Raw genomic sequence first — 19889 nt, 5'->3', positions numbered from 1 at the left:
TCTGCTCCAGTATGGGTAATGGAAAACGGTTCGGTTTCGGACCCGGACGGAAATGGATCACATGGGCGTATCGATGCTGGTGAAACGATATTTTGAAAAAAAATGCGTTTAGGTGCCTGAATTCGGGCAACAGGTGAATGGAATTCTATGTGGCTGATCACACGGGGGGAGACACGAGAATATCCTCATCATTCTTCTGCTTCCCGAAATCGTTTTCCTTCTTATCGCAGCAGGACGGCTCCTTTGTATCAGAACCACAGCACGAACCTGCCGCCCCGCCGCACCCGCATGTGCCGCTGTCCATGTCTTTTCCCCTCAGTGCAGCGGAGATCATCGCCCACGCACACCCGACACCGCTCTCCACACCGATGGCCTGAACCGGGCAGTTCAGGGCACAGGCGCCGCACTCCATGCAGGACGACGGGGCGGCAAGCACGGCCGCGGTATCCCCGGGGGTAAACACGCCGTGGGGGCAGACAGCACTGCACATCCCGCAGTTGATGCACCGCTCCTCATTATACTGGAGCGTGTTTTCCGTATATGAGTCGAACATTCAGATCACCCCGAAAAGCCGGCTTATGCCGAGAAGGATGGCAAGAATGATGCCCGACCCGGCCATGACGGCCATCACCGGTACATACCGGAATATCTCTTTTTTCACTCCCGAGCGTGAGGCAAATGTGGTGCAGCCGGTGAAGTTGAGGGCCAGATATGCGGTCACTGACGGAATAAGGAGGAGCGCGACGAGAGCCGCCGCTGTATTCGCCCAGAAAGGAAGCAATGGAACCGTCGCAAAGGATGCCGCGAACGGAACGGCGACAATTCCCCCGAGAATGAGCCCTTTTGTGCTGAAGTCATGGGTAGGGATGAATGGGAGCAATGCCGGGAACAGGACCGTTCCTGCAAGAACTGCGGCGACTGCGGCAAGGGATGCGCCGTAACCTGCCAAAAAATACAGGATGACTGCCGCAGCCAGCGCCGGAAGGGCGACATGCACGAACTCGACCGGGGTCAGTACGAGACGGTCCCGCAACGGGAATTCGACTCTTCGCATGGATGGTGTCGCCGTACCGGTCCTGAGGAATTCGGGGAGATCAACGGCACGCACCGGCCCGTATACTACCTTAAAGTGCGTTCTGCGCATGACATCCGGCCACGAAACGCCGGGGGCGCCCAGCTGGGGCAGGATGATTTTCCGGTGCCGGACAATCGCTGCAAGCCCGGTGGACTCAATGCGGTGCACCAGCTCATCTGTTCCGAATGTGCCCTTCCCGGCTGCACACCAGACATTGATTCCGTTGGTGTCCAGTACCAGGATGTAGCAGTCAACACCGGCGAGCGCAGAGCGCAGTGCGTCAAAACTGAGTGTATAGTTCGCCGATGCAAAGACCGGAGAATCGACATCCGGTCTACCAAGGCGGTACAGTCCCGGTTCGACACGGTGCCCCATCCGGTTGATGCCCACGCGTGCACGGATGTGATCGAGACGGTTTTCTCTGGTGATGGTACTGGTGGCTTTTGGGATTGCCGTCTCTGTGTCTGCGGGAATACTGCAGCAGGAAGCTGAAGCATTGCCCCCGCCTGCGCACGAGCAGCATGAGGATTTTTCTTTATTCTGTGGGTTGGTCATGTATGTCCTTCCGAAATATTCCGGTTTATCCCATGGGTGGGCTGAACGGGACCGCTCCGGCAGGCTCACCGTCAGAACCGGCTATGAAGGCTTTCTCTCTTTAGTCCTTCTCTTCTTTCTCTGCATCCTTTTTCGGCTCGACCCTGATGTCACCGGAGCAGCAGCTGCACCCGTCACCGCACTCGCCGGCACAGCCCAGCATTGCCTTTTTTAGTATGTCCGCAAATCCGTATTTTGTTGGCTTCTGATTTTTTTCCGGCATAGGTGTGGAATCACTCCTGATGAATCATTATTCGTTGAAGAGGTATGGCAGGGGCTGACAAATAATGGTTGGTATTTCAACATATTTTGAAACAACTGCAGGTACATAGTATCCGGTGTTGCACGCTCCGGCATACAGAAAGACGGTGTTTTTCGTCCCCGTTCATCGTGCTAAATCAGTGTAACGGGTATAATGACTGCTGAATGAATGCATGCCTCATCAGAAGCTATAAATCCGGTAACAGACTGAAATTCAGAAATGAATATTATATGACCACATGCATCCACTCCCCCCTGTATTCAGACTTCGTCTGCGGTACTGCCGAAACGGTATCTGTCACATGCCGGTGCGGTCCCGGTTTAACGCGGTTTGGTATGAAAACGCCCCGTGCGGCTGCGGGCGGGGTGTGAATGGCATGCTTTATGGTATAACACGAAACTCCCTTGTGTGCGGGCTTTTTTCCGTCCTGCTCTTCGGGGGGTATTATGCGTCACTTCTCGGGGAATCATTCCTGCTGACCCTGATTCTCATTGTCGGCATTGGCGGGATTCATCCTTGTATTCGGGTATGACTTATCTGTTCTTCTCATGAGCCTCAGGCCCGGCCCTGCCGGCCTCGCCGGCCTCTTTCTCCTGACATGGTTCACGGCGTTCATATGGTACGGGCTTGGCCCGCTCCTTTGGATGGTGGACACATGGGTATGGAGCAATCCCCAGGTCTGGTTCCTGCCGTTTGACCTCGCCGTAGGAATCATCTTCCCCTGGATTTTTGCCCGGACGATAAAACGAAAATATCTTGGACAGCCGTGGTTGCCATTCCGTGAAGACAGGTGAAAACGCGGTTATTTCATCAACCTTTTCACATATGCTTTCCTTTCATCATCCCTCTGGTGGGACCGGATGAGGCAGGCCAGCCGGAATTATGCAATTATCCTGGGCATCTGTGATAATTTCCCGTCTCCGAATCTCCTCTTAATTAGTGCCGGGCCTTTCATCAGACCGGATATCCCGGTGTCTGTCGGACATAATTCTTATTGCCGGTGCTCGTTTATAGTACGTCAGATGCCTGAAAATCGGCAGAATCAGGATACTCCCTTTCCAGAAGGCAAAAGAAGAGATGGTCATGAAATGCCTGAGGAGGTGGCAGCAGCACTCATTGCCTGCGGCGGGGTCAGGGCAATGGAGGAGCGCCTCCCCACTGAAGAACAGCTGGTCCGTCTCTGTGCGGTTCACCGGGCCTGTGCAGACCCCGTTCGTCTGAAGATAATCTCCCTGCTCTTCCCGCAGCCGCTCTGCGTCTGTGTAATAAAAGAGGTGATTGGCATTGCGGATTCAAAGCTCTCCTATCACCTGAACGTGCTAAAAAAAGCGGGTCTTATTGTGGGGGAATCCCAGGGCAACTGGATCATCTACTCCCTGACCGATGCCGGGCTTACGTGCATCGGCTGCATGTTCGTGTCCCGTTAGAACCATTCTTTCAATTCAAAACGCTTTTTCTTCCGGGTGACAGATACTCAATGAACTATCTGTGGAGAATTGACAATGATAAATAAATCACCTTCTTTGATCTGGTTCACTGCACTTGTGGGAATCTGCGTCATTCTTGCCTGCGGTTGTGTGAACGAGGATACGTCCCCCACACCGGACAACGGCGCAATGGAACCCACTCCGGAAGAAACCAATGCGGAGGAAACCGAAACTGCTGATTCCGGCACGGCTGAATCTGCTCAGAACCCGGACTATGCAGACGAATACTACTGGGTCTCTCTTCCGTCCATCGATAAAGCAGTGGATGTATTTTATGTCTATCCGACGGTGAGTGCCAACATCACCGGACAGATGGATATCACGAGCGCAGACGAGCGGTCGCTCGCGGAAGGCATCTACCAGGCGCAGGCCAGCGTGTATGAACCGAACGCAAATGTCTTCGCCCCGTACTACCGGCAGATGACAACCAATGTGGATATGTCCGCAGGCGGTCTTGCAACCGATACGCCGGAGTTCAAACAGGGTGCTATCGATGTGCAGAACGCCTTTGAGTACTACATCGAGAATCTCAACGAAGGCCGCCCGTTCATCATCGCCGGCCACAGCCAGGGAACGATGGCATTGATCGAGCTGATCAAAAACCGGTTCGGGGATGACGAAGAGCTTCGCAGCCGGATGGTTGCTGCATATCTCATCGGGTACACCGTAACGGACAGCGATCTCGAGGCAGCAAACCTGACCGCTGCAGAGCGTGCAGATGACGTTGGTGTGGTCGTCACCTATAACACCCAGTCACCGACATCCGCAGGCGGCCCCATGCTCATGGCCGGAGCACACTGCATCAACCCCCTGAACTGGAAGACGGATGATACCTATGCCCCCGCCTCGGAAAACCTGGGTGCACGGTTCTATAACGATTCGACCGGTGAATTCCTGCGTGAAGTGGACAACTACTGTGACGCACAGATTAACCTGACGTCCGGCGCACTCATGACCACGATTCCCGAGGGTGAAGAACTTGACATCGGGCCATATACCGAAGGAGTGTACCACCGCTACGACTATGCATTCTGGTACCGGAACCTCGAGCAGAATGTGGGCGACCGGATTCGGGCGTTTTCAGAACAATAATCTTATTTTTGTCTCTTTATCATTTGAACGTGCTGCGAGTGGGATTCACCGGCTGTTTTCCACCGGAAGGGGAAAAATGACTTTCCTTTGGATAAACTGAAGTAGAAATTGAATGCTCTGTTGGGAGCCGGGAAAAGGGAAGCATGGTCCGGGAGCTGGTGGGATCTGTTTTTATCGCGATGAATACTGCATGATGTGGCATAGATTTGCGTGGGCAATAGACCTCAATCCTGTTTAATTACATGGGGTCTGTCAATTCATGAAGCAGGAATCTGATTTGGGTATACACGCCATCATCCGCTTCGGTTCTTACATTACCCAGGATCCTGCCGGAAACGTTCCTGCATATGCGGAGCATGTTAGTATCTTGCAGAAAGAATGTTCCGGACAAAAACGGAGAGAATGAAATGGGGTATTCCCTGGAAGAGGTCTGTTGGACGGGGATGGCTGGGTAATGAAGGTTTTATGCGGGGAAACGATGGGAGAGCATACCGTTCCCGGAATCTGATCTGTTTGTGTCCGGTGCAAATGGTCTCAGATTCTGGTTCTTTGGTATTCAATCGGTTGACAGATTCTGTCGCAGCTTTTATGTCGTCGCCTGGATAGTATGCCGATTCTGCCTGTCATCAGGGTTGTGATTCTTGGAATATTTTTATGGCAAACCGGACGAATCTCTCTTCTCTTATTTCATACTCTTCAGCTTTTCTCTTAGTGGTGTGTGTTGCTATGCTGTAGATATACAGCATGTACTTTTATGCCCTTCAGTATGAAATATCTTTCTAATAATATTACTAATGCAGACTAATTTTTAATTTATTACTACTTGATGGGCAATTGGGGCTGTTACCTGTGAGCACCGAAAGACTCCGTCCGTATGGAATACTATCTGATCCGGCTGATATTATGGTGCACAAGCGGATGTTCCGTGTTTACTCTGTCTCTCTCTCTACGCTGGTTTGTCCACCCGGGTGGTCGGGGAAAACAGAGAGTATGTCCGGTGAAAGACAAAATGAAGTAAAATTGTTATCATATCGCAGAAGGCATCCTGTCTGGATAATCTTTATTGCCCGTGGTTCTTTCGGTGTCTGGTAAAATTACGGTGTGGTGTCCTGTGTTATCAGTGTGCCTGTTTTTCCGGTAAGATGGTCGCTGCATGAGGACAGGAATGAGGCGATTGAGAGGAGGGGAATGTGGATTGGGTCTGGTAACGGGAAAAGGAAGTGTTCAAATGTCCCCCAAATGGGAGGGCCGTTCCCTATGCCTGGGTCGGGTGGTGGTGTGTGCGTGCTTCCTGATCATTGGCATCCCCTCCTCCAGAATATGTCCATGTCACTCGGTAGGTAATCACTCGTCCGTCTCAGAATTCCTCCAGGACTCCATACCCGTAGGCGCCTAGTATGGAACCTGCCCTGTTTTCCGGATTATCGGCAAGGATCAGGCCATGCTCTTCAAGGAACCGCTCAGCGATGTTCCTCGTTACAATCGTAATTCTCTCTTCTTCATCTGGAATTTCCGTCCACCGGTACATGTAGTAGATGTCCGGCTTATCTTCACGATTTTTTATGAAGAGATCCCTGCCTCGCTCGTACCGGCGGTCATTCTCCGAGACCGGGCGTGGGGCAAGGAATATTCTGGTGTCGTTATCCGTATCCAGAACAATATCTCCGTCTTCAAATTCAACCACTCTCTGCATTTTGTTCCCTCTTTTTTTGTGCGATGGGACCCACAACAGGCCGGGAATCGGGTCGGTGCAGTCATGGGTGAAACACCCGGCACACCGTAAATCATCATTGCAGGTGGATACTGGTGTGTTTCCGGCACTCTCCACTAGTGCATATGTGCATAAATAATTTACTATTCGTAATACTTATTCTGATAATTCAATTGATATGTAATAACAAATCCATCTCCCGTGACGATTATCCGTACAGCGTTCCGGAAAAAACTGGTCCTGCCGCCCCTGAAGCGCCCGATACCCTGCGGGAACATTTGGCGGTTCCCGGTACATGACATTGAATGAATGTGACTCGCCGGATGAACAAATTCGGGTGCGGTGAGCGATTGAGGAGACCGGTGTATTCCTCACATCCTCAGTTTTTCCGGTGCCTCTTCTCACTGCACTCCTGTTGCCGTGGTGCTTTCTTCCCCGGCATTTGCATTCCTGAATGCAACATCCACATGCGGGTATGGGATCTCAATGCCTGCTGCGGTCAGCTCCGCATGCAACGAGCGCAGGATGTCGGCCCGTGCCCCGTAGTAGTCGGGAGTCTTTGTCCAGCAGCGGAGGGTGAAGTTCACCGAGGAGTCCGCCATCTCCGCAAAGATGACCACTGGTTCAGGTGAATCCAGCACCTTCGGGTGGGTTTTGGCAATGGAGAGTGCGATCTGCACGACTTTTGTCATGTCAGACTCATAGCTCACCCCGAACGACTGGTCGATGCGGCGTTCGGGGTTGCGGGTATAATTGATAATGGAATCGTTCCATACATTGCCGTTCGGGATGGTGATGATGTTCGACCCGGCAGCAGTAAGCTGCGTCGCCATGATGCCTATTGTCTGCACAATACCCCAGTGTCCGCCAATGGTGACCTCTTCGCCCTTCTCGAAGAGGTTCATCGAGGCAATCCAGATGCCTGCCGCGAAGTTGTTGACCGTATCCTTCATGCCGAAGGCGATGACGAGGCCGATTATTGCAGAGAGACCGAGAACGATGCCGTTCACATCCACCCCGAGGAAGCTGACTGCGATCAGGACGACGATGATGTAGAGCAGCACCGAGATGATTCTGCCCAGAAGACCTGTGGCGACCTCCGTCAGGTGTCCCTGCCTCCGGAGCATCCGTTCCACCCAGCGGACAATGAGCTTTGCCGCTATGTATCCGATAACAAGCGCGAGAACGGCAAAAATGAGCGCTTCAGGTGTGATATTCAGTGTTCCATTCAGTAGTGGCCCACCAGCCCCGCCGTCTGTGCTTCCTGTAAATATCTGCATAGTGTCGTTCACCTCGTATTCCTGCAGCCCCCACTGAGGTGCAGCAAACCGGAGTCCCCCCGGTTCTATGCGTCTGTACCGGATGAAGAATATAAATGGGTATCGCAGAATGGAATGATCGTGTCAGCAGACGATCCGGTATGTGGCAGGCATGAAGTGATATCAGAATTTAAAGGAGACCCCTGCTTCACCAACGATTTTTCCATGGGGAACGGATGAGATACGCGCCCTTATCGCCGTTGTTATCTGAAATACGCCGAGAGGGAGATTTGAACTCCCGTGGTGCGAACACCAGAGGCTTTCGAGGCCCCCGCCTTGCCGGGCTAGACTATCTCGGCTCGTTAAAAATGCAGAGATTATATTTCCCCGCTCTCCTATAATACTTATCGGGATTCTGCCGGAGAGAAGAGCAATTCTTCACCGGTCTCCGGAGAAATAAATACCGAAACTCCAGGTCATATGATGGGGGTGCGAATGAATTTTATGTGTGGCAAAACGATATGCGGGAATGCGTCCTTCCGTATGATACGGTCAGGATTAATGGATTCCTGCACTCGTGTCCGGGGGAGATGAGAGCGTCGTATGGCAACCTTTCTCCTCGTCCACGGCGCGATGCACGGCGGCTGGTGCTGGAAGAGGGTCACCCCTCTCCTCGAGGCAGCGGGCCACCGGGTTTTGACGCCGACCCTGACCGGAATGGGAGAGCGCTATCATCTTCTCACTCCGGAAACCGGCCTCTCCACCCATGTCCTTGACCTCCTGGGGACCCTCTATTTTGAAGACCTGACAGATGTCATCGCGGTTGGGCACTCGTATGGGGGGATGGTCATCTCCCAGCTTGCCGACCGGGCATCGGATCAGCTCGCGGGGCTGATATTCCTTGACGCCTTCACCGGCCACGACGGGGCGGCGATGTGGGATTTCCAGCCGGAAGAGACCCGTTCTTTGTATCTGCAGTGGGCCGCCCGGGGCGGCGACGGCTGGCGCATCCCCCCCACCGATGCATTCGTGCAAACCCTCGGCATCACTGAAGATGCCGATCGTGCATGGGTACAGTCCCGCCTCACCGACTTTCCGGTCAAATGCCAGCACGACACCCTCTCCCTCTTCTCCGGAGGATACGAGCAGCTCCCGAAAGGATACATTCACTGCACAGAGTCTCCCCTTGCACCGAAATTCTGGCCGTTTTTTGACGAGGCAGAAGGAGAAGGCTGGCCGTGCCGGAGTATCTCCGCTTCCCACGACGCGATGGTCACCCATCCTGCTCTTCTTGCCCGCAGTCTCACTGATGTGACAGGGGAATGGTAGGTCCCCGGAGTGATGAGAAAGAGACACGACAACAAACCGCTGGCAGATGGGGAGTCGTTGAGCTGGCGGGTATACGAATGATTATCACTATCCGGCACAAAGAACGAATCATCACATATGGTGATGGCAGAGATGCGTGATTTTTTCGTTTCGCAGGAATTACCGCGTTTTGAGGTGGCACTATAAGATATGAAATACGTTATCAAGGCAGACGGGACAAAAAACCCCTATGACCGCCACCGGGTGATGCGGACTGCCCGCAATTATGGCGTGCCGGATGACTATGTCATAGAAGTTGCCGCAGAGGTGGAGCGGCACCTGTATGATGGTATCCGTACCCGTGACATCCTGCGTCTGATCCATACCTATGCCCGCAGATATCATCCTGCAGTTGAAAGTCGGACGAATGTGCGCCGGGCAATTGGTCTGCTCTCCCCGAAACCGGACTTTGAACTTTATGTCCGTGCCCTCTTAAAAGGCTCCGGCTATGAAGTGGAGAAGGGGCGAATCCTCAAAGGCCGGTGCGGTGAGCATGAGGTGGATGCCATCGCCCGCAAGGACGGCATCACCTATTTTGTCGAGGTCAAGCACCACCACAACCATCACCGGATGACCGGCCTTGATGAAGGGCGGATCGCCCGTGCCATCGTCGAGGATGTGCAGGAAGGCTACAAAGAAGGGCGAAATCATTTCACCGTCGATAAGGCGATGATCGTCTGCAACACCAAACTCTCCTCTCACGCAAAGCGGTATGCCGCCTGCTGGGACATCAAACACATCGGCTGGGACAACCCGAAAGACGAGAATATCGCGGCGATGGTCGCCGACCGGAAGCTCTGTCCGGTGACACTGATTAAAGGCGTCAATGCCAAAACGAGAAAAAAACTGATCGGGGGTGGGATTGTGACAGTAGGGCACCTTCTGGAACATTCTCCGGAAAGACTCTCAGAGAAGACCGGGATTTCGGAAACGGAGATGACTCTCCTTGTGGAACGGGCACGGTTGGTAGTAAAATGACTGTTCCCAATCCTTTTCAGAGATACCATGTTCTCTGAAACCCCATTCGGACAGAGGCGGCCCGTGCCCTGATTTCGTTCCTCTTTGAATCTCCCCGGATTATCCGGATTTGTGCAACCACCTTCCCGAAACAGCATGTTCCGGTGCGGGTGCTTGAAACGAGTGGGTTTGTATTGAGAGAATCGTCAGGTGCAGGTGGCGGGATGGAAGAGGGCCCCCTCTGCTTTGAACGCCTGAGGGAATCGTCAAAAATGGTTCATTTTTTCGGATTATCTGTCATATCCCTTTTCAGGCATGGCAAATCTTTACAGCCGGGCAACAGGCATATAAACTATCGTGCCCTCTTTCGCTGTATCTGAATCAGGCATGGTGTCAATGGTGAGAACGTTTGTAACCCCGACAGTGGTAGTGATGAGGTGCATCGAGTTTGATCACTGCCGGTGGAACGGCGAGATGATCACCAGCCACATCATGGACCGGCTGAAGGAGTTTGTCAATTTTATCCCGGTTTGTCCCGAGATGGAGATGGGCCTCGGAGTGCCGCGGGATTCCATCTGTATCGTTGGGGGCAAGGCAGGGGAGCACCTGGTGCAGCCCGCAACCGGGCGGGATCTCTGGACCTGATCCCCGTGGAGTGTGATGGCACTGGACATATCATTCATCGGAGAACCTGAGTTCTTTTCTCTTGTCGTGCTGCCGCTTCTCATCTTTTTCGCCCGTATCGCTGATGTTACCTTCGGGACACTCCGCATCATCTTCATTTCACGGGGAATGAAACTCCTTGCCCCGTTTGTTGCGTTCTTTGAGATCATCATCTGGCTCGTCGCAATCGGTCAGGTTTTTCAGGATATCGGGAGTGTTGTGAATATCATTGCCTACGCAGGAGGATTTGCCGTTGGCAACTATGTTGGTATCCTTGTTGAAGAGCGTATGGCGATTGGATTAAATCTAATCCGGATCATCACCCAGTATGATGCGGAAGAGCTCATATTAGCGTTGAAATCCGATGGTTTTGGCGTAACTGCTGTTGATGCAAACGGAAAACATGGCCCGGTGAAGCTGATCTTTCTTGTCGTGAAGCGAAAAGACATCAGTACGGTGATCAAAATGGTCCATCAGTATAACCCGAATGCCTTCTATACCATCGCAGATGTCCGTTCGGCGAAGGGAGGGGATATTCCCCATCTTTACCGGAAGCCCCGGAAACGGTTAACCGGCCGCTTCCGAAAAGGGAAATGAATTGGTAGTGTGGAAAACATCTGAACGAATCAAACCGGGAAAATAGACCGGGATCATTCACTCCCATATTTCTTCCGCTGTGTCTGTCTCTTCTCGCATGAACATGGACGGTTTGGCATCGTGTGAACCAGCCGGTGGCAACGTTCGCATGGCGGGATAAAAATTCGTTCTGAAAAAAGTGAGCCGGGTATCCGGCTTTCTACAGGGGTTTAGGTTATCGTCTCCGGAAGAGAACGGCAGCGCATGCCCCTGCGCCGGCAATGGCGGGGAGAAGGCCGATCGGGCTCTTCTGTGGTGCGGTGGCTTCTTCTGCCGCTGTATCTGTCCCTTCAGGGACTGCGACTGTTATCTGTGGTTCCGGCTCAGTTACCGTCTCATTTCCGGGTTTTGTCGTGACAGTGATTCCCACGTCCGCTGTCTCTCCTCCTGTCTCCGGAGTATTGGTCTCGATCACCAGATTTTCATCTGCACCTCCGGCGATGGCAAACGAAGAGAATCCCGGTGATATTGCCTCGAAGTATATCCATCCGCCTTCTTCCCGGAGAACGGAGGTCGGAAGCTGCTGCCAAACATCGTCATGGAAGCGCCATAATGCCATATCCGCCGGAGCGAGCCCTTCTGCCCTCAGCCATGCAGCGGGTACCCGGAAGGAGAATACCGCCTCACGGACGTCATCATCCGTCATACCGCTGAGCTGTGCGGAGAGATACTGGTAGACCGGCCCGGTAAGACCGTCCGGCCCGTTGTGTGCCGGGTCAACGGTGAGAAGGATCCGGCCTGTCGAATCCGCTGCGGTGACCGTCACGGTCTGCACCGCAGAGCCGGAGAAGGTGAGTGTCGCAGAATCCCCTGCGCTCAGGGCATGGGACGTTGCCATATTGGCCGATGGGTCCTCGTCATCGGGGGATGTCGGTCTTTCGTCCAGGTACTGGGCGGACGGGTTCACCAGCGGGTAACTGTCAATCGTTTCATTGTCGTATACGAACGGTGTTTCCCCGATACCATCATGAGTGGTATCGACGCCGGTGTAAGTACTCCAGTAGTTGCCCATCGTCCGGGTGAATTCCTGCCCGTAGTACCAGTATGTTTCGTTTCCCGGAGAGTGCCAGGTGACATTCGATGCAGCCATCTCATCTGCAGTAGCAGTTACATCCGCCGCTGCCGTCATCGTGCTGAACCGGCCCGTCGGACGCCAGTCGGCCGGCAGGACGTCTTCGATGCTGCATCCGGAGGCAGAGAAGACGGCTGCCGCATCCATCGCTCCCGCAGCGGGCATCTCTGCTGCAGCAGTTGCACTGAGAATGTCTCCGTCCGGAACGATCTCCGTCAACACAAAGTCATTGCGGAAGACATAGGACGCTGCCCCGCCGTCCGGTGCTTCAATGATCGGGTATGCCCCGCCGGAGAAGCGGTTGCCATATACCACGGAGTCATTCAGTTCCATCAGGGCCTGTATAGAGCAGTTTTCCGCGATGTTCGCGCTGATCTCTGTTCCGTCCGCGAGGACCAGGATCGCTGTGCCGGTATCTTTACACTGCATGCTGTTGCCGGAAACGAGCGTATTGAACAGACCTTCCGCGTAGATTCCGGCGAAGGAGGTCTCCACGGTATTGTTGGTGATTATAAGTCCGTCTCCCAGGAGGGTGCCGAAACCCATCAGATCTGAATCAACGATGGTATTGCCGGTGAATGAGCAGTTCTCCAGCAGGAATCCCAGCACGCCGATCCTGCCACCGGAGATGGCGGAGTCTGTGATGGTGCAGTCCGTTGCATCCATCAGCTCAATCCCTGCGTTACCTGCACAGGCAATATCGGTTTTGTCCATTTGGAGGCCGGAAATTGCGTCACATACCACGCCGTAATGCACATCCGGGCCAAACGAGGAGTCCTGCACCGAGATATTCGCCGATTCTTCTGCCACCATTCCGTACCGCACTGCATCTGCAGTGACGTTCTGCATCGTCACGTCACGGCATCCGAAGAGTACGTATCCCTCTCTCGAGGTCGCTGTTGCGGTATCGCGAATCGACATATTCGTACAGTTCACGCAGATGACGACGCCCGCGTCAGAAGACCCGTCAATCGTCTCCCCCGCTGCGCCTTCGCGGTAGATGACCGGACGCCCGTTCACGGTGACGGTCTCTGCAATGGTATTGCCGGGATCATCCAGGAAATCCTCGTAGATGAGGTTGTAATCATTGTCGTACACGGCGGTATCGGAGAGGGAGAGGTTGTTCACAAAGCCGATATAGAGACCCTGCTCATACCCGGTAATCGCCATGTCATACATCGTGCAGTCGTCTCCCGTGATGCCGATGCCCCCCTCTGCAGCCCCGCCGCCGTCGAAGGTGAAGCCTGCGATGGTGATGTTCTCCGCCTCAATCTCTGCGCCGATGCCGTCAGCAGGGGTGGCAAGGACCGGTGTTCCCACGCCCAGGAGGGTCAGTGGTTTGTCAAGTATCAGCTCTTCGGGGTAGGTGCCCGCCTCAACGATGATGGTGTCACCTGCCGCCGAGGCGTTCACTGCCTCCTGGACCGTCGGGTAATCCCGGGGGACCACGGTCAGGGGACTGGTGTGTGCCTTGATGCAGACATTGGTGTCCGGGTAGTGTGTGGTCAGGTCCTCCCAGCTGCCGTCTGTGCTCACATAACTCTCGCCTGCCTCTGCTGTCGCACCGGATGAATACCCCTCAATCGGCATCTCCACAACGAGAGGAGAGGTATCCGTTGGAGAGACGACTTCAAGGATCACGGAAAATACCTCGCCGGGCATCAGGGGCACGGACTCCGGGAGGGAGATCGTGTGAAATCCGGGAAGGGAGCAGGTGCCGGTTGTCCATGTCACCGGTGGTCTGTCGCCCGGGGCAATGGTGAAATTGGTATAGATGGCCACTGCGTAGTGCGTCTCCGGCTCGCGGGTATAGAAACTTACATCGGTGAGTGCTTCATACCGGTCTGCCGTGAAGATATTGGCCCCGCAGATGGGTGCGGATGTACCGGTGCCGATGCTCGTCGTCCAGCCGAGGGGGTCATACTGGTATGTCTGTCTCTCATCATCGGCGGCCACACCGGTGAAGACGGCAGATTCTGATGTGTCCAGTGAACGGTCGTAGTAGGAGATATAGAAGTATCCGTCCTCCCCGAACCCGGTACCCCAGCTGTTTTTGAGGATGAAGGCCCCGTCTCCCGGCGGTGTAACGACGAACTCCTCTTTCGGGAAGGCGTCATCCCATCCGACGAGTGTCACTGCATGGCCTCCAACCGAGGGGTATCCTGCATCCGGACGATAATATGTCGTTCCGTTGCCGGAAAAACAGGAATAGTTTACGAGGAACCGTACGCGGATGCCACCTTCATCCATGAGCGTCTGCTTGAAGAGATCATTTTCGAGGGGGTCTGTCCGTGTCGGCAGGAAGGTTACCTCGTAGGTATCAAGGACCGGCGGCAGATTGGTGGGTGAGATGTTGGACGGTACCGGCAGGATATAGGGGTCGTCTTCCTCCCGGACGGGTCCGCTTCCCCGGGTCAGGTATGCTGCAGACATAAAGGCGTTTCCTCCGCTGCAGGGACCACCGTCAAATCCGTCCGGATAGAGATCCGAACAGAGGTTTTTCATATTGTTTTCCGAGAAGTTTTCTACCATTCCCGTATCGGTGAGGTACGTCGACTCAAGCGATCCGTACGCGGCAAATGTCCAGCAGCTTCCGCAGTCTCCCTGGTCACGGACCGGCGTGACCCTGTCCTCATCCCGGAGGTCGAACCGGGCGGGGAACGTCACTTCGTCCGTTGCTGTAGCCTGATAGATATCTATCGAATCGGCATCAGGCCAGCTCATGACAACCGGTGCGGGGATATCCCCGGTGGCGTAGGGCATGACGGGGGTGCCGGTAGTGGAACCCGCGCTCCCGAGGCATCCGGTTGCATACCATGTGTCACCGGCATCCTGCCCTTCCAGGTATGCAACAAATGCCGGGTTGAGTGGTGCCTGTTCGATAGAAAGCGCTGCTGCGCCCTGCACAAGGAGGAGGGCGAGAATGAATAGAACGGTTGTTTGTATGGATGGTATGGGGGGCATGGGATCACCTTACATATCTGAATAGATGTACAGTGATTCTCTCATCCGGTCTGTGTATAAACGTGCCGGTACTTCCGTACCGGTCGGAAAAACAGGAATACGATGAAAAAAGGTGTGAGCCGGATTCACCGGTTCGTCTCAGCGCCGCCGGAGGAGAAGGGCGGCACCCGCAGCGCCAGCAAGGAGCGGAAGTGCTCCCGCCGGACTTGCCTGCGGGGTGGCGGCGTCTGTCGCATCCGGAACGGCAACCGTCACCTGGGGTTCCGGTGCCGTCTCACCGTCTGGTTCTGTCGCGAAAGACCCTGCATCGTCTGCAGTGTCATTTATGATCTCCGGCCCCGGTCCCATCATGTCGGGAATGGCATCAATCGTGGCATTCAGTGTGCCCCCTTCCGCAATCGCAAACGTGGAGAAGCCAGGTGTGATCGCCTCAAAGGAGACCCATCCGCCCTCTTCACTGACAACAGAGGTGGGGAGCTCCTGCCAGGCGCCGTCATGGAACCGGAAGAGGGAGATATCCGCCGGTTCGAGCCCTTCTGCCCGGAGCCACGCGGCGGGCACACGGAAGGAGATGGCGGCACCGCCGACCTCGCCATCCGTCATTCCGCTAAGCTGAGCCGAAAGGTAGGAATAGACCGGTCCCGTCAGTCCGGCCGGGCCGGTGGGTGCCCGGTCGACCGTGAGGACGACCTTTCCGGTAGTCTCCGTTGCGGTGAGGGTGACCGTCTGCACGGGAGATCCGGTGAAACGGAGGGTTGCGGATTCACCGGTCGATAGGGTGCCCGCAACGGCGATATCGCCTGCGGGGTCGTCACCGTCAGGAAGTTGCGGTTCGGTCAGTGAGTAGGAGGCGATAGTGTTGACCAGAGGATACCAGTCCTTTGTCTCGTTCAGGTAGACGAACGGCGTATCCCCGATGCCGTCATGGGTGGTGTCGGTGCCGGTGTAGGTGCTCCAGTAGTTGCCCATCGTCTCGTTGCACTTCTGAACGCCGTACCAGTAGGTTACGGGTGCCGGGGAGTGCCAGGTGACGTTCGCCGCATCCGCCTGCTGTGCAATAACGGGTACATCTGTTGCTGCTGCCATCGCACTGAACTGCCCGGTCTTGTCCCATTCGCCCGGCAGGACATCTTCGATGCTGTATCCTGAGACAGAGAAGGCAGCTGCCGCATCCATTGCGGCTGTAGCGGGCATCTCCGCTGCAGCAGTTGCACTGAGAATGTCTCCGTCCGGAACGGTCTCCGTCAGCACGAAGTCATTGCGGTAGACATAGACCGCTCCCCCGCCGTCCGATGCTTCAATGACCGGGTATGCCCCGCCGGAGAAGCGGTTTCCGGATACCGAGGAATTGTTCAGCTCCATTATGGCCTGTACCGAGCAGTTATCAACGGTATTTTCAGAGATCTCCGAGCCGTATCCAAGGACCAGCAATCCTATGCCCGTATCGTTGCACCGTACGGTGTTGCCGGATACCAGGGAGTCCCAGAAGTACAGCGCAGAGATCCCTTCAGAGGAGGCATCAACCGTGTTGTTTTGCAGGGATATATCCTGCGCCAGGAGGATCTCCATGCCGGTATCCGGGTTTCCATTGATGCTGTTTCCGGTTACGGAACCGTTTACACACATCCATCCTTCCATGGCAGTATCACGGGCCGTGATCGTGTTGTCGCTGATGGTGAAATTCTCAATTATCATTGAAAATATTCCATCTCCACTGCAGGCAATCTCATTTTCGTCCACGAAAAGCCCGTTATTGTCTAAAAGCAACATCCCCTCCATTGTGTCCGGGCCAAATATGGAGTCCTGTACGGTGACATTTGCTGAATGCAGCACCCCCAAGCCGATTTCCACATCATCAGCGGTGACAGTATCGAGGAGTATGTCCTCACACCAGCAGAGGTAGTAGCCGTACCCGATGGCGTCGGTCGCGGTGTCCCGGATGGTCATGTCCGTGCAGTTCACGCAGATGACGGCACCCGCGTCTGTGGAGGCGTCAATTGTCTCTCCTGTTACACCCTCGCGGTAGATGACCGGACGCCCGTTCACGGTGACGGTTTCAGCAATTGCGTTGCCGGGGTCTGCATCCGGGTTCTCGTACATGAAATTGCAGTCATTGTCATAACTGGCGATGTCTGAGAGGGTGAGGCCCTGCACCGAGGGAAGCCAGAGACCATTCTCATATCCGGTGATCTGGCAGTCAGAGATGGTGCAGTTATCCCACCATGCTGCGATCCCGTAGCGTGCGCTCCCGCCGCCATCGCACATGAAGCCTGCAACGGTGACATTCTCTGCTTCGATCTCAATCCCCGTCCCGTCTGCCGGGGTGGCAACAACAGCCCCGTCCATGCCCAGCAGGGTGAGGGTTTTGTTGATGGAGATCTCTTCCGGATACGTGCCTGCTTCAACGATGATGGTGTCACCCGACGCCGAGGCGTTCACCGCATCCTGGATGGTCGCATAGTCCCGCGGCACGACAGTGAGGGGGTGCGTAAACGCCTTGATGCAGAGGTTCGTGTTGGGCAAGAGGTCGTTTACGTCTTCCCAGGTCTCTCCCCAGTTTTCGCTCACGTAACTCTCGCCGGGCCCGGCGGTGGCCTGTGAGGAGTAGCCGTCTACTGGCATCTCAATGACAAGGGGATAGGTATCGCTCGGGTCATCGATTGCAAGGACGACCGAGAATACCTCGCCGGGAGTGAGAGGGACTGCTTCGGGGAGGGAGATGGTGTGATATCCCGGAAGGGTACAGGTGCCGGCCGTCCACGCGACCGGTGCGTCATCGCCCGGCGGAGTGGTGAAGTTCGTGAAGATGGCGACCGTGTATCCTGCCCCCGGCCCGCGGGTGTAGAAACTTACGTCGGTGAGTGCCTCATACCCGTCTGCCGTAAAGACATTTGCTCCATAGAGGGGGCCTTCACTCTCGGTGCCGGCACTTGTTGTCCAGCCGAGGGGGTCGTACTGGTATATCCGTCTCTCGTCATCGGCGGGAACGCCGGTGTAGACCGCTCCTGCGGACGTGCGATTCCTGTCATCCATTACAAATTCCTGTCCCTCTTTGCCGAAGGTGCCGATGATAGGGTCATAATAGGAGATATAGAAGTATCCATCCTCCCCGGATTTGGTACCCCAGCTGTTTTTGAGGATGAACGCACCGTCACCCGGGGGTTCCACGGCAAAGGACTCCTTCGGGAAGGCGTCGTCCCATCCGACGAGGGTGACCGCGTGACCGCCGTTGATGGTATACTCCTCCTCATCACCCGGCCAGTAGTAGGTGGTGTAGTTGTCCGCAAAGCAGGACCAGTTTACGTAGAACGAGACCCAGATGGCCCCTTCCTGCATCAGCTGCTCCTTGAAGAGGTCGTTATCAAGGGGCCCGGTCCGCTGCGGCAGGAACGTTACCTCACGGACGTCAAGCACCGGCGAAAGATCGGTGGGAGAAATGTTGGAGGGCATTGGCAGTGCATACGGGTCATCCGCCTCCCACACGGGGCCGCTTCCGCGAACGAGATAGGCGTCGGACATGAAGGCAAAACCTCCGTCGCAGGGGCCGTAATCAAATCCGTCCTCATACTCATCCGAGCAGAGGTTCTTCATGTTGTTCTCCGAGAAGTTCGTTTCTTCTCCTGAATCGGTCAGATAGGTCGACTCCAGCGACCCGTAGGTCGCAAATGCCCAGCAGCTGCCGCACTTCCCCTGGTCCCGGACCGGGGTGACCCGTCCTTCGTCGCGGAGGTCAAAGCGTGCGGGGAGGGCCGCGGCATCGGTTACAGCAGGCGCCGTATAACCGTCCGGCCAGTAGACCACTGCCGGTGACGGCAGGAGGCCGGTGGCAAACGGCGCTGGATCTGCACCCGGTGACGGGTACACAGCGCTGTAGCAGGCCACAGCACCGGCATCCGCCCCCTCGGTATAGGCGACAAAGGCCGGATTGAGGGGTGCCTGTTCAAACGTGAGTGCTGCTGCCCCCTGCACGATAAGGAGGGCAGTAATGAGTAGGCATGCAAATCGCATGGCGGAGGGGTAGTTCATCATATCACCGTATATATGAGATTCTTCCACTGAATCATGGATATATGTGACGGAATATAATTTGCAGAGGGCGAATGGGGAAAAAAGGATCGGTGGCGTTGTCTACCAGCCGCGGGTATATGCATTGAAGCAGGGGATACAGACAATTTTCCCGTCCTGCACCCGTGCACGCTGTTCGGATACCGGCTCCCCGCAGACGGCGCAGGGAACAGACCGGAAGATGCGTGCCCGTTCGGGCAGTTCCGGTGTGACCTCTGTACATTCATAGATTTCATCCAGCGGAGCGGTGAGGATCTTCCCGATCATCTCTGTGCGAATCTCCTGCATTCGATCACTGTCTGCCGGGGTGGCGGTGCCTGCACCCATTCTTGCCTGGATCTCCGTCATGTCGGGAAAGAGGGCATCCATGCTGAACGCAGGTTTCTGGGAGATACGAACTGCCTTTTCACCATTCCGCAGGATGAAGGTATAGACTGGTTTTCCGTGGTCACGGAAGATGAGGTTGCCTTTCCCCATCGTGCAGCCGGTGATATACTGGATGGCATCGATCATGCAGGCGTCGTTTTCAACAATTGCGACCATCTCTTCATCCACTGCCCGTCCGGCGTTCAGGCATTCTTTGGCATACTCCGATGCCCTGTACCCATATGCAAGCCCGGGACAGATATGGCCGTGGAATTCGGCCACTTCTTCAAACGGCGGAAGTGTTACTGTCATTATCCC

At 55.1% G+C, this 19889-nt stretch carries 17 protein-coding genes and 1 tRNA gene; 9 read left to right on the top strand and 9 right to left on the bottom strand.

Annotation, left to right across the window (positions count from 1 at the left end):
* Positions 1 to 157: 157 nt before the first annotated feature.
* From hgcB to OU421_RS05285, 3 genes are all read right to left on the bottom strand, one after another.
* Positions 158 to 553 (bottom strand): mercury methylation ferredoxin HgcB, encoded by a 396-nt coding sequence (gene hgcB, locus OU421_RS05295; RefSeq protein ID WP_268187566.1) that lies wholly within the window; start codon positions 551 to 553, stop codon positions 158 to 160.
* Positions 554 to 1630 (bottom strand): mercury methylation corrinoid protein HgcA, encoded by a 1077-nt coding sequence (gene hgcA, locus OU421_RS05290; protein ID WP_268187565.1) that lies wholly within the window; start codon positions 1628 to 1630, stop codon positions 554 to 556.
* A gap of 100 nt (positions 1631 to 1730) precedes the next feature.
* The gene (locus OU421_RS05285) at positions 1731 to 1892 is read right to left on the bottom strand and encodes a hypothetical protein (RefSeq protein ID WP_268187564.1); all 162 of its coding nucleotides are present in this window, start codon (positions 1890 to 1892) and stop codon (positions 1731 to 1733) included.
* Positions 1893 to 2307: 415 nt separating this feature from the next.
* On the opposite strand from OU421_RS05285, the gene OU421_RS05280 reads away from it, so the two are divergent.
* The 4 genes from OU421_RS05280 (at position 2308) to OU421_RS05265 (ending at position 4510) form a co-directional block, all read left to right on the top strand.
* The gene (locus OU421_RS05280) at positions 2308 to 2463 is read left to right on the top strand and encodes a hypothetical protein (protein ID WP_268187563.1); all 156 of its coding nucleotides are present in this window, start codon (positions 2308 to 2310) and stop codon (positions 2461 to 2463) included.
* Between the two features lie 16 nt (positions 2464 to 2479).
* Entirely contained in the window at positions 2480 to 2725 is a 246-nt protein-coding gene (locus tag OU421_RS05275; protein ID WP_268187562.1) for a hypothetical protein, read from the top strand.
* Positions 2726 to 3019: 294 nt separating this feature from the next.
* Positions 3020 to 3358, top strand: a complete 339-nt coding sequence (locus tag OU421_RS05270) for an ArsR/SmtB family transcription factor (RefSeq protein WP_268187561.1) — start codon at positions 3020 to 3022, stop codon at positions 3356 to 3358.
* Positions 3359 to 3433: 75 nt separating this feature from the next.
* Positions 3434 to 4510 carry a DUF3089 domain-containing protein gene (locus tag OU421_RS05265; protein ID WP_268187560.1) on the top strand — a complete coding sequence of 359 codons (1077 nt, stop codon included), beginning with the start codon at positions 3434 to 3436 and terminating at the stop codon, positions 4508 to 4510.
* A 1357-nt stretch (positions 4511 to 5867) separates the two neighbouring features.
* Here the strand turns inward: OU421_RS05265 and OU421_RS05260 are convergent.
* The 3 genes from OU421_RS05260 to OU421_RS05250 form a co-directional block, all read right to left on the bottom strand.
* Positions 5868 to 6203 (bottom strand): hypothetical protein, encoded by a 336-nt coding sequence (locus tag OU421_RS05260; protein WP_268187559.1) that lies wholly within the window; start codon positions 6201 to 6203, stop codon positions 5868 to 5870.
* 419 nt (positions 6204 to 6622) lie between these two features.
* The gene (locus tag OU421_RS05255) at positions 6623 to 7501 is read right to left on the bottom strand and encodes a mechanosensitive ion channel family protein (protein WP_268187558.1); all 879 of its coding nucleotides are present in this window, start codon (positions 7499 to 7501) and stop codon (positions 6623 to 6625) included.
* Between the two features lie 254 nt (positions 7502 to 7755).
* A tRNA-Ser gene (locus tag OU421_RS05250) sits at positions 7756 to 7839 on the bottom strand.
* Positions 7840 to 8083: 244 nt separating this feature from the next.
* Here OU421_RS05250 and OU421_RS05245 point away from each other — a divergent pair.
* The 5 genes from OU421_RS05245 to OU421_RS05225 all read left to right on the top strand — a co-directional run bounded on the left by OU421_RS05245 (position 8084) and on the right by OU421_RS05225 (position 11065).
* Positions 8084 to 8809 carry an alpha/beta fold hydrolase gene (locus OU421_RS05245; protein ID WP_268187557.1) on the top strand — a complete coding sequence of 242 codons (726 nt, stop codon included), beginning with the start codon at positions 8084 to 8086 and terminating at the stop codon, positions 8807 to 8809.
* Entirely contained in the window at positions 8803 to 8949 is a 147-nt protein-coding gene (locus OU421_RS05240; RefSeq protein ID WP_268187556.1) for a hypothetical protein, read from the top strand. Before OU421_RS05245 ends, OU421_RS05240 begins: the two co-directional genes overlap by 7 nt.
* Positions 8950 to 8998: 49 nt before the next feature.
* Positions 8999 to 9826, top strand: a complete 828-nt coding sequence (locus tag OU421_RS05235; RefSeq protein ID WP_268187555.1) for a restriction endonuclease — start codon at positions 8999 to 9001, stop codon at positions 9824 to 9826.
* Positions 9827 to 10201: 375 nt separating this feature from the next.
* The gene (locus OU421_RS05230) at positions 10202 to 10450 is read left to right on the top strand and encodes a DUF523 domain-containing protein (RefSeq protein ID WP_268187554.1); all 249 of its coding nucleotides are present in this window, start codon (positions 10202 to 10204) and stop codon (positions 10448 to 10450) included.
* A gap of 15 nt (positions 10451 to 10465) precedes the next feature.
* Complete coding sequence (locus tag OU421_RS05225) at positions 10466 to 11065, top strand: DUF2179 domain-containing protein (RefSeq protein WP_268187553.1); 600 nt, start codon at positions 10466 to 10468, stop codon at positions 11063 to 11065.
* A gap of 214 nt (positions 11066 to 11279) precedes the next feature.
* Here OU421_RS05225 and OU421_RS05220 read toward each other — a convergent pair whose 3' ends face one another.
* From OU421_RS05220 to OU421_RS05210, 3 genes are all read right to left on the bottom strand, one after another.
* Positions 11280 to 15140 (bottom strand): lectin like domain-containing protein, encoded by a 3861-nt coding sequence (locus OU421_RS05220; protein WP_268187552.1) that lies wholly within the window; start codon positions 15138 to 15140, stop codon positions 11280 to 11282.
* A gap of 138 nt (positions 15141 to 15278) precedes the next feature.
* Complete coding sequence (locus OU421_RS05215) at positions 15279 to 19169, bottom strand: lectin like domain-containing protein (protein WP_268187551.1); 3891 nt, start codon at positions 19167 to 19169, stop codon at positions 15279 to 15281.
* Between the two features lie 99 nt (positions 19170 to 19268).
* Complete coding sequence (locus tag OU421_RS05210) at positions 19269 to 19883, bottom strand: FmdE family protein (RefSeq protein WP_268187550.1); 615 nt, start codon at positions 19881 to 19883, stop codon at positions 19269 to 19271.
* Positions 19884 to 19889: the final 6 nt, after the last annotated feature.

This window comes from Methanogenium organophilum (assembly GCF_026684035.1).
Taxonomy (GTDB): domain Archaea; phylum Halobacteriota; class Methanomicrobia; order Methanomicrobiales; family Methanomicrobiaceae; genus Methanogenium; species Methanogenium organophilum.
This window is presented reverse-complemented; position numbering and strand designations above follow the sequence as displayed.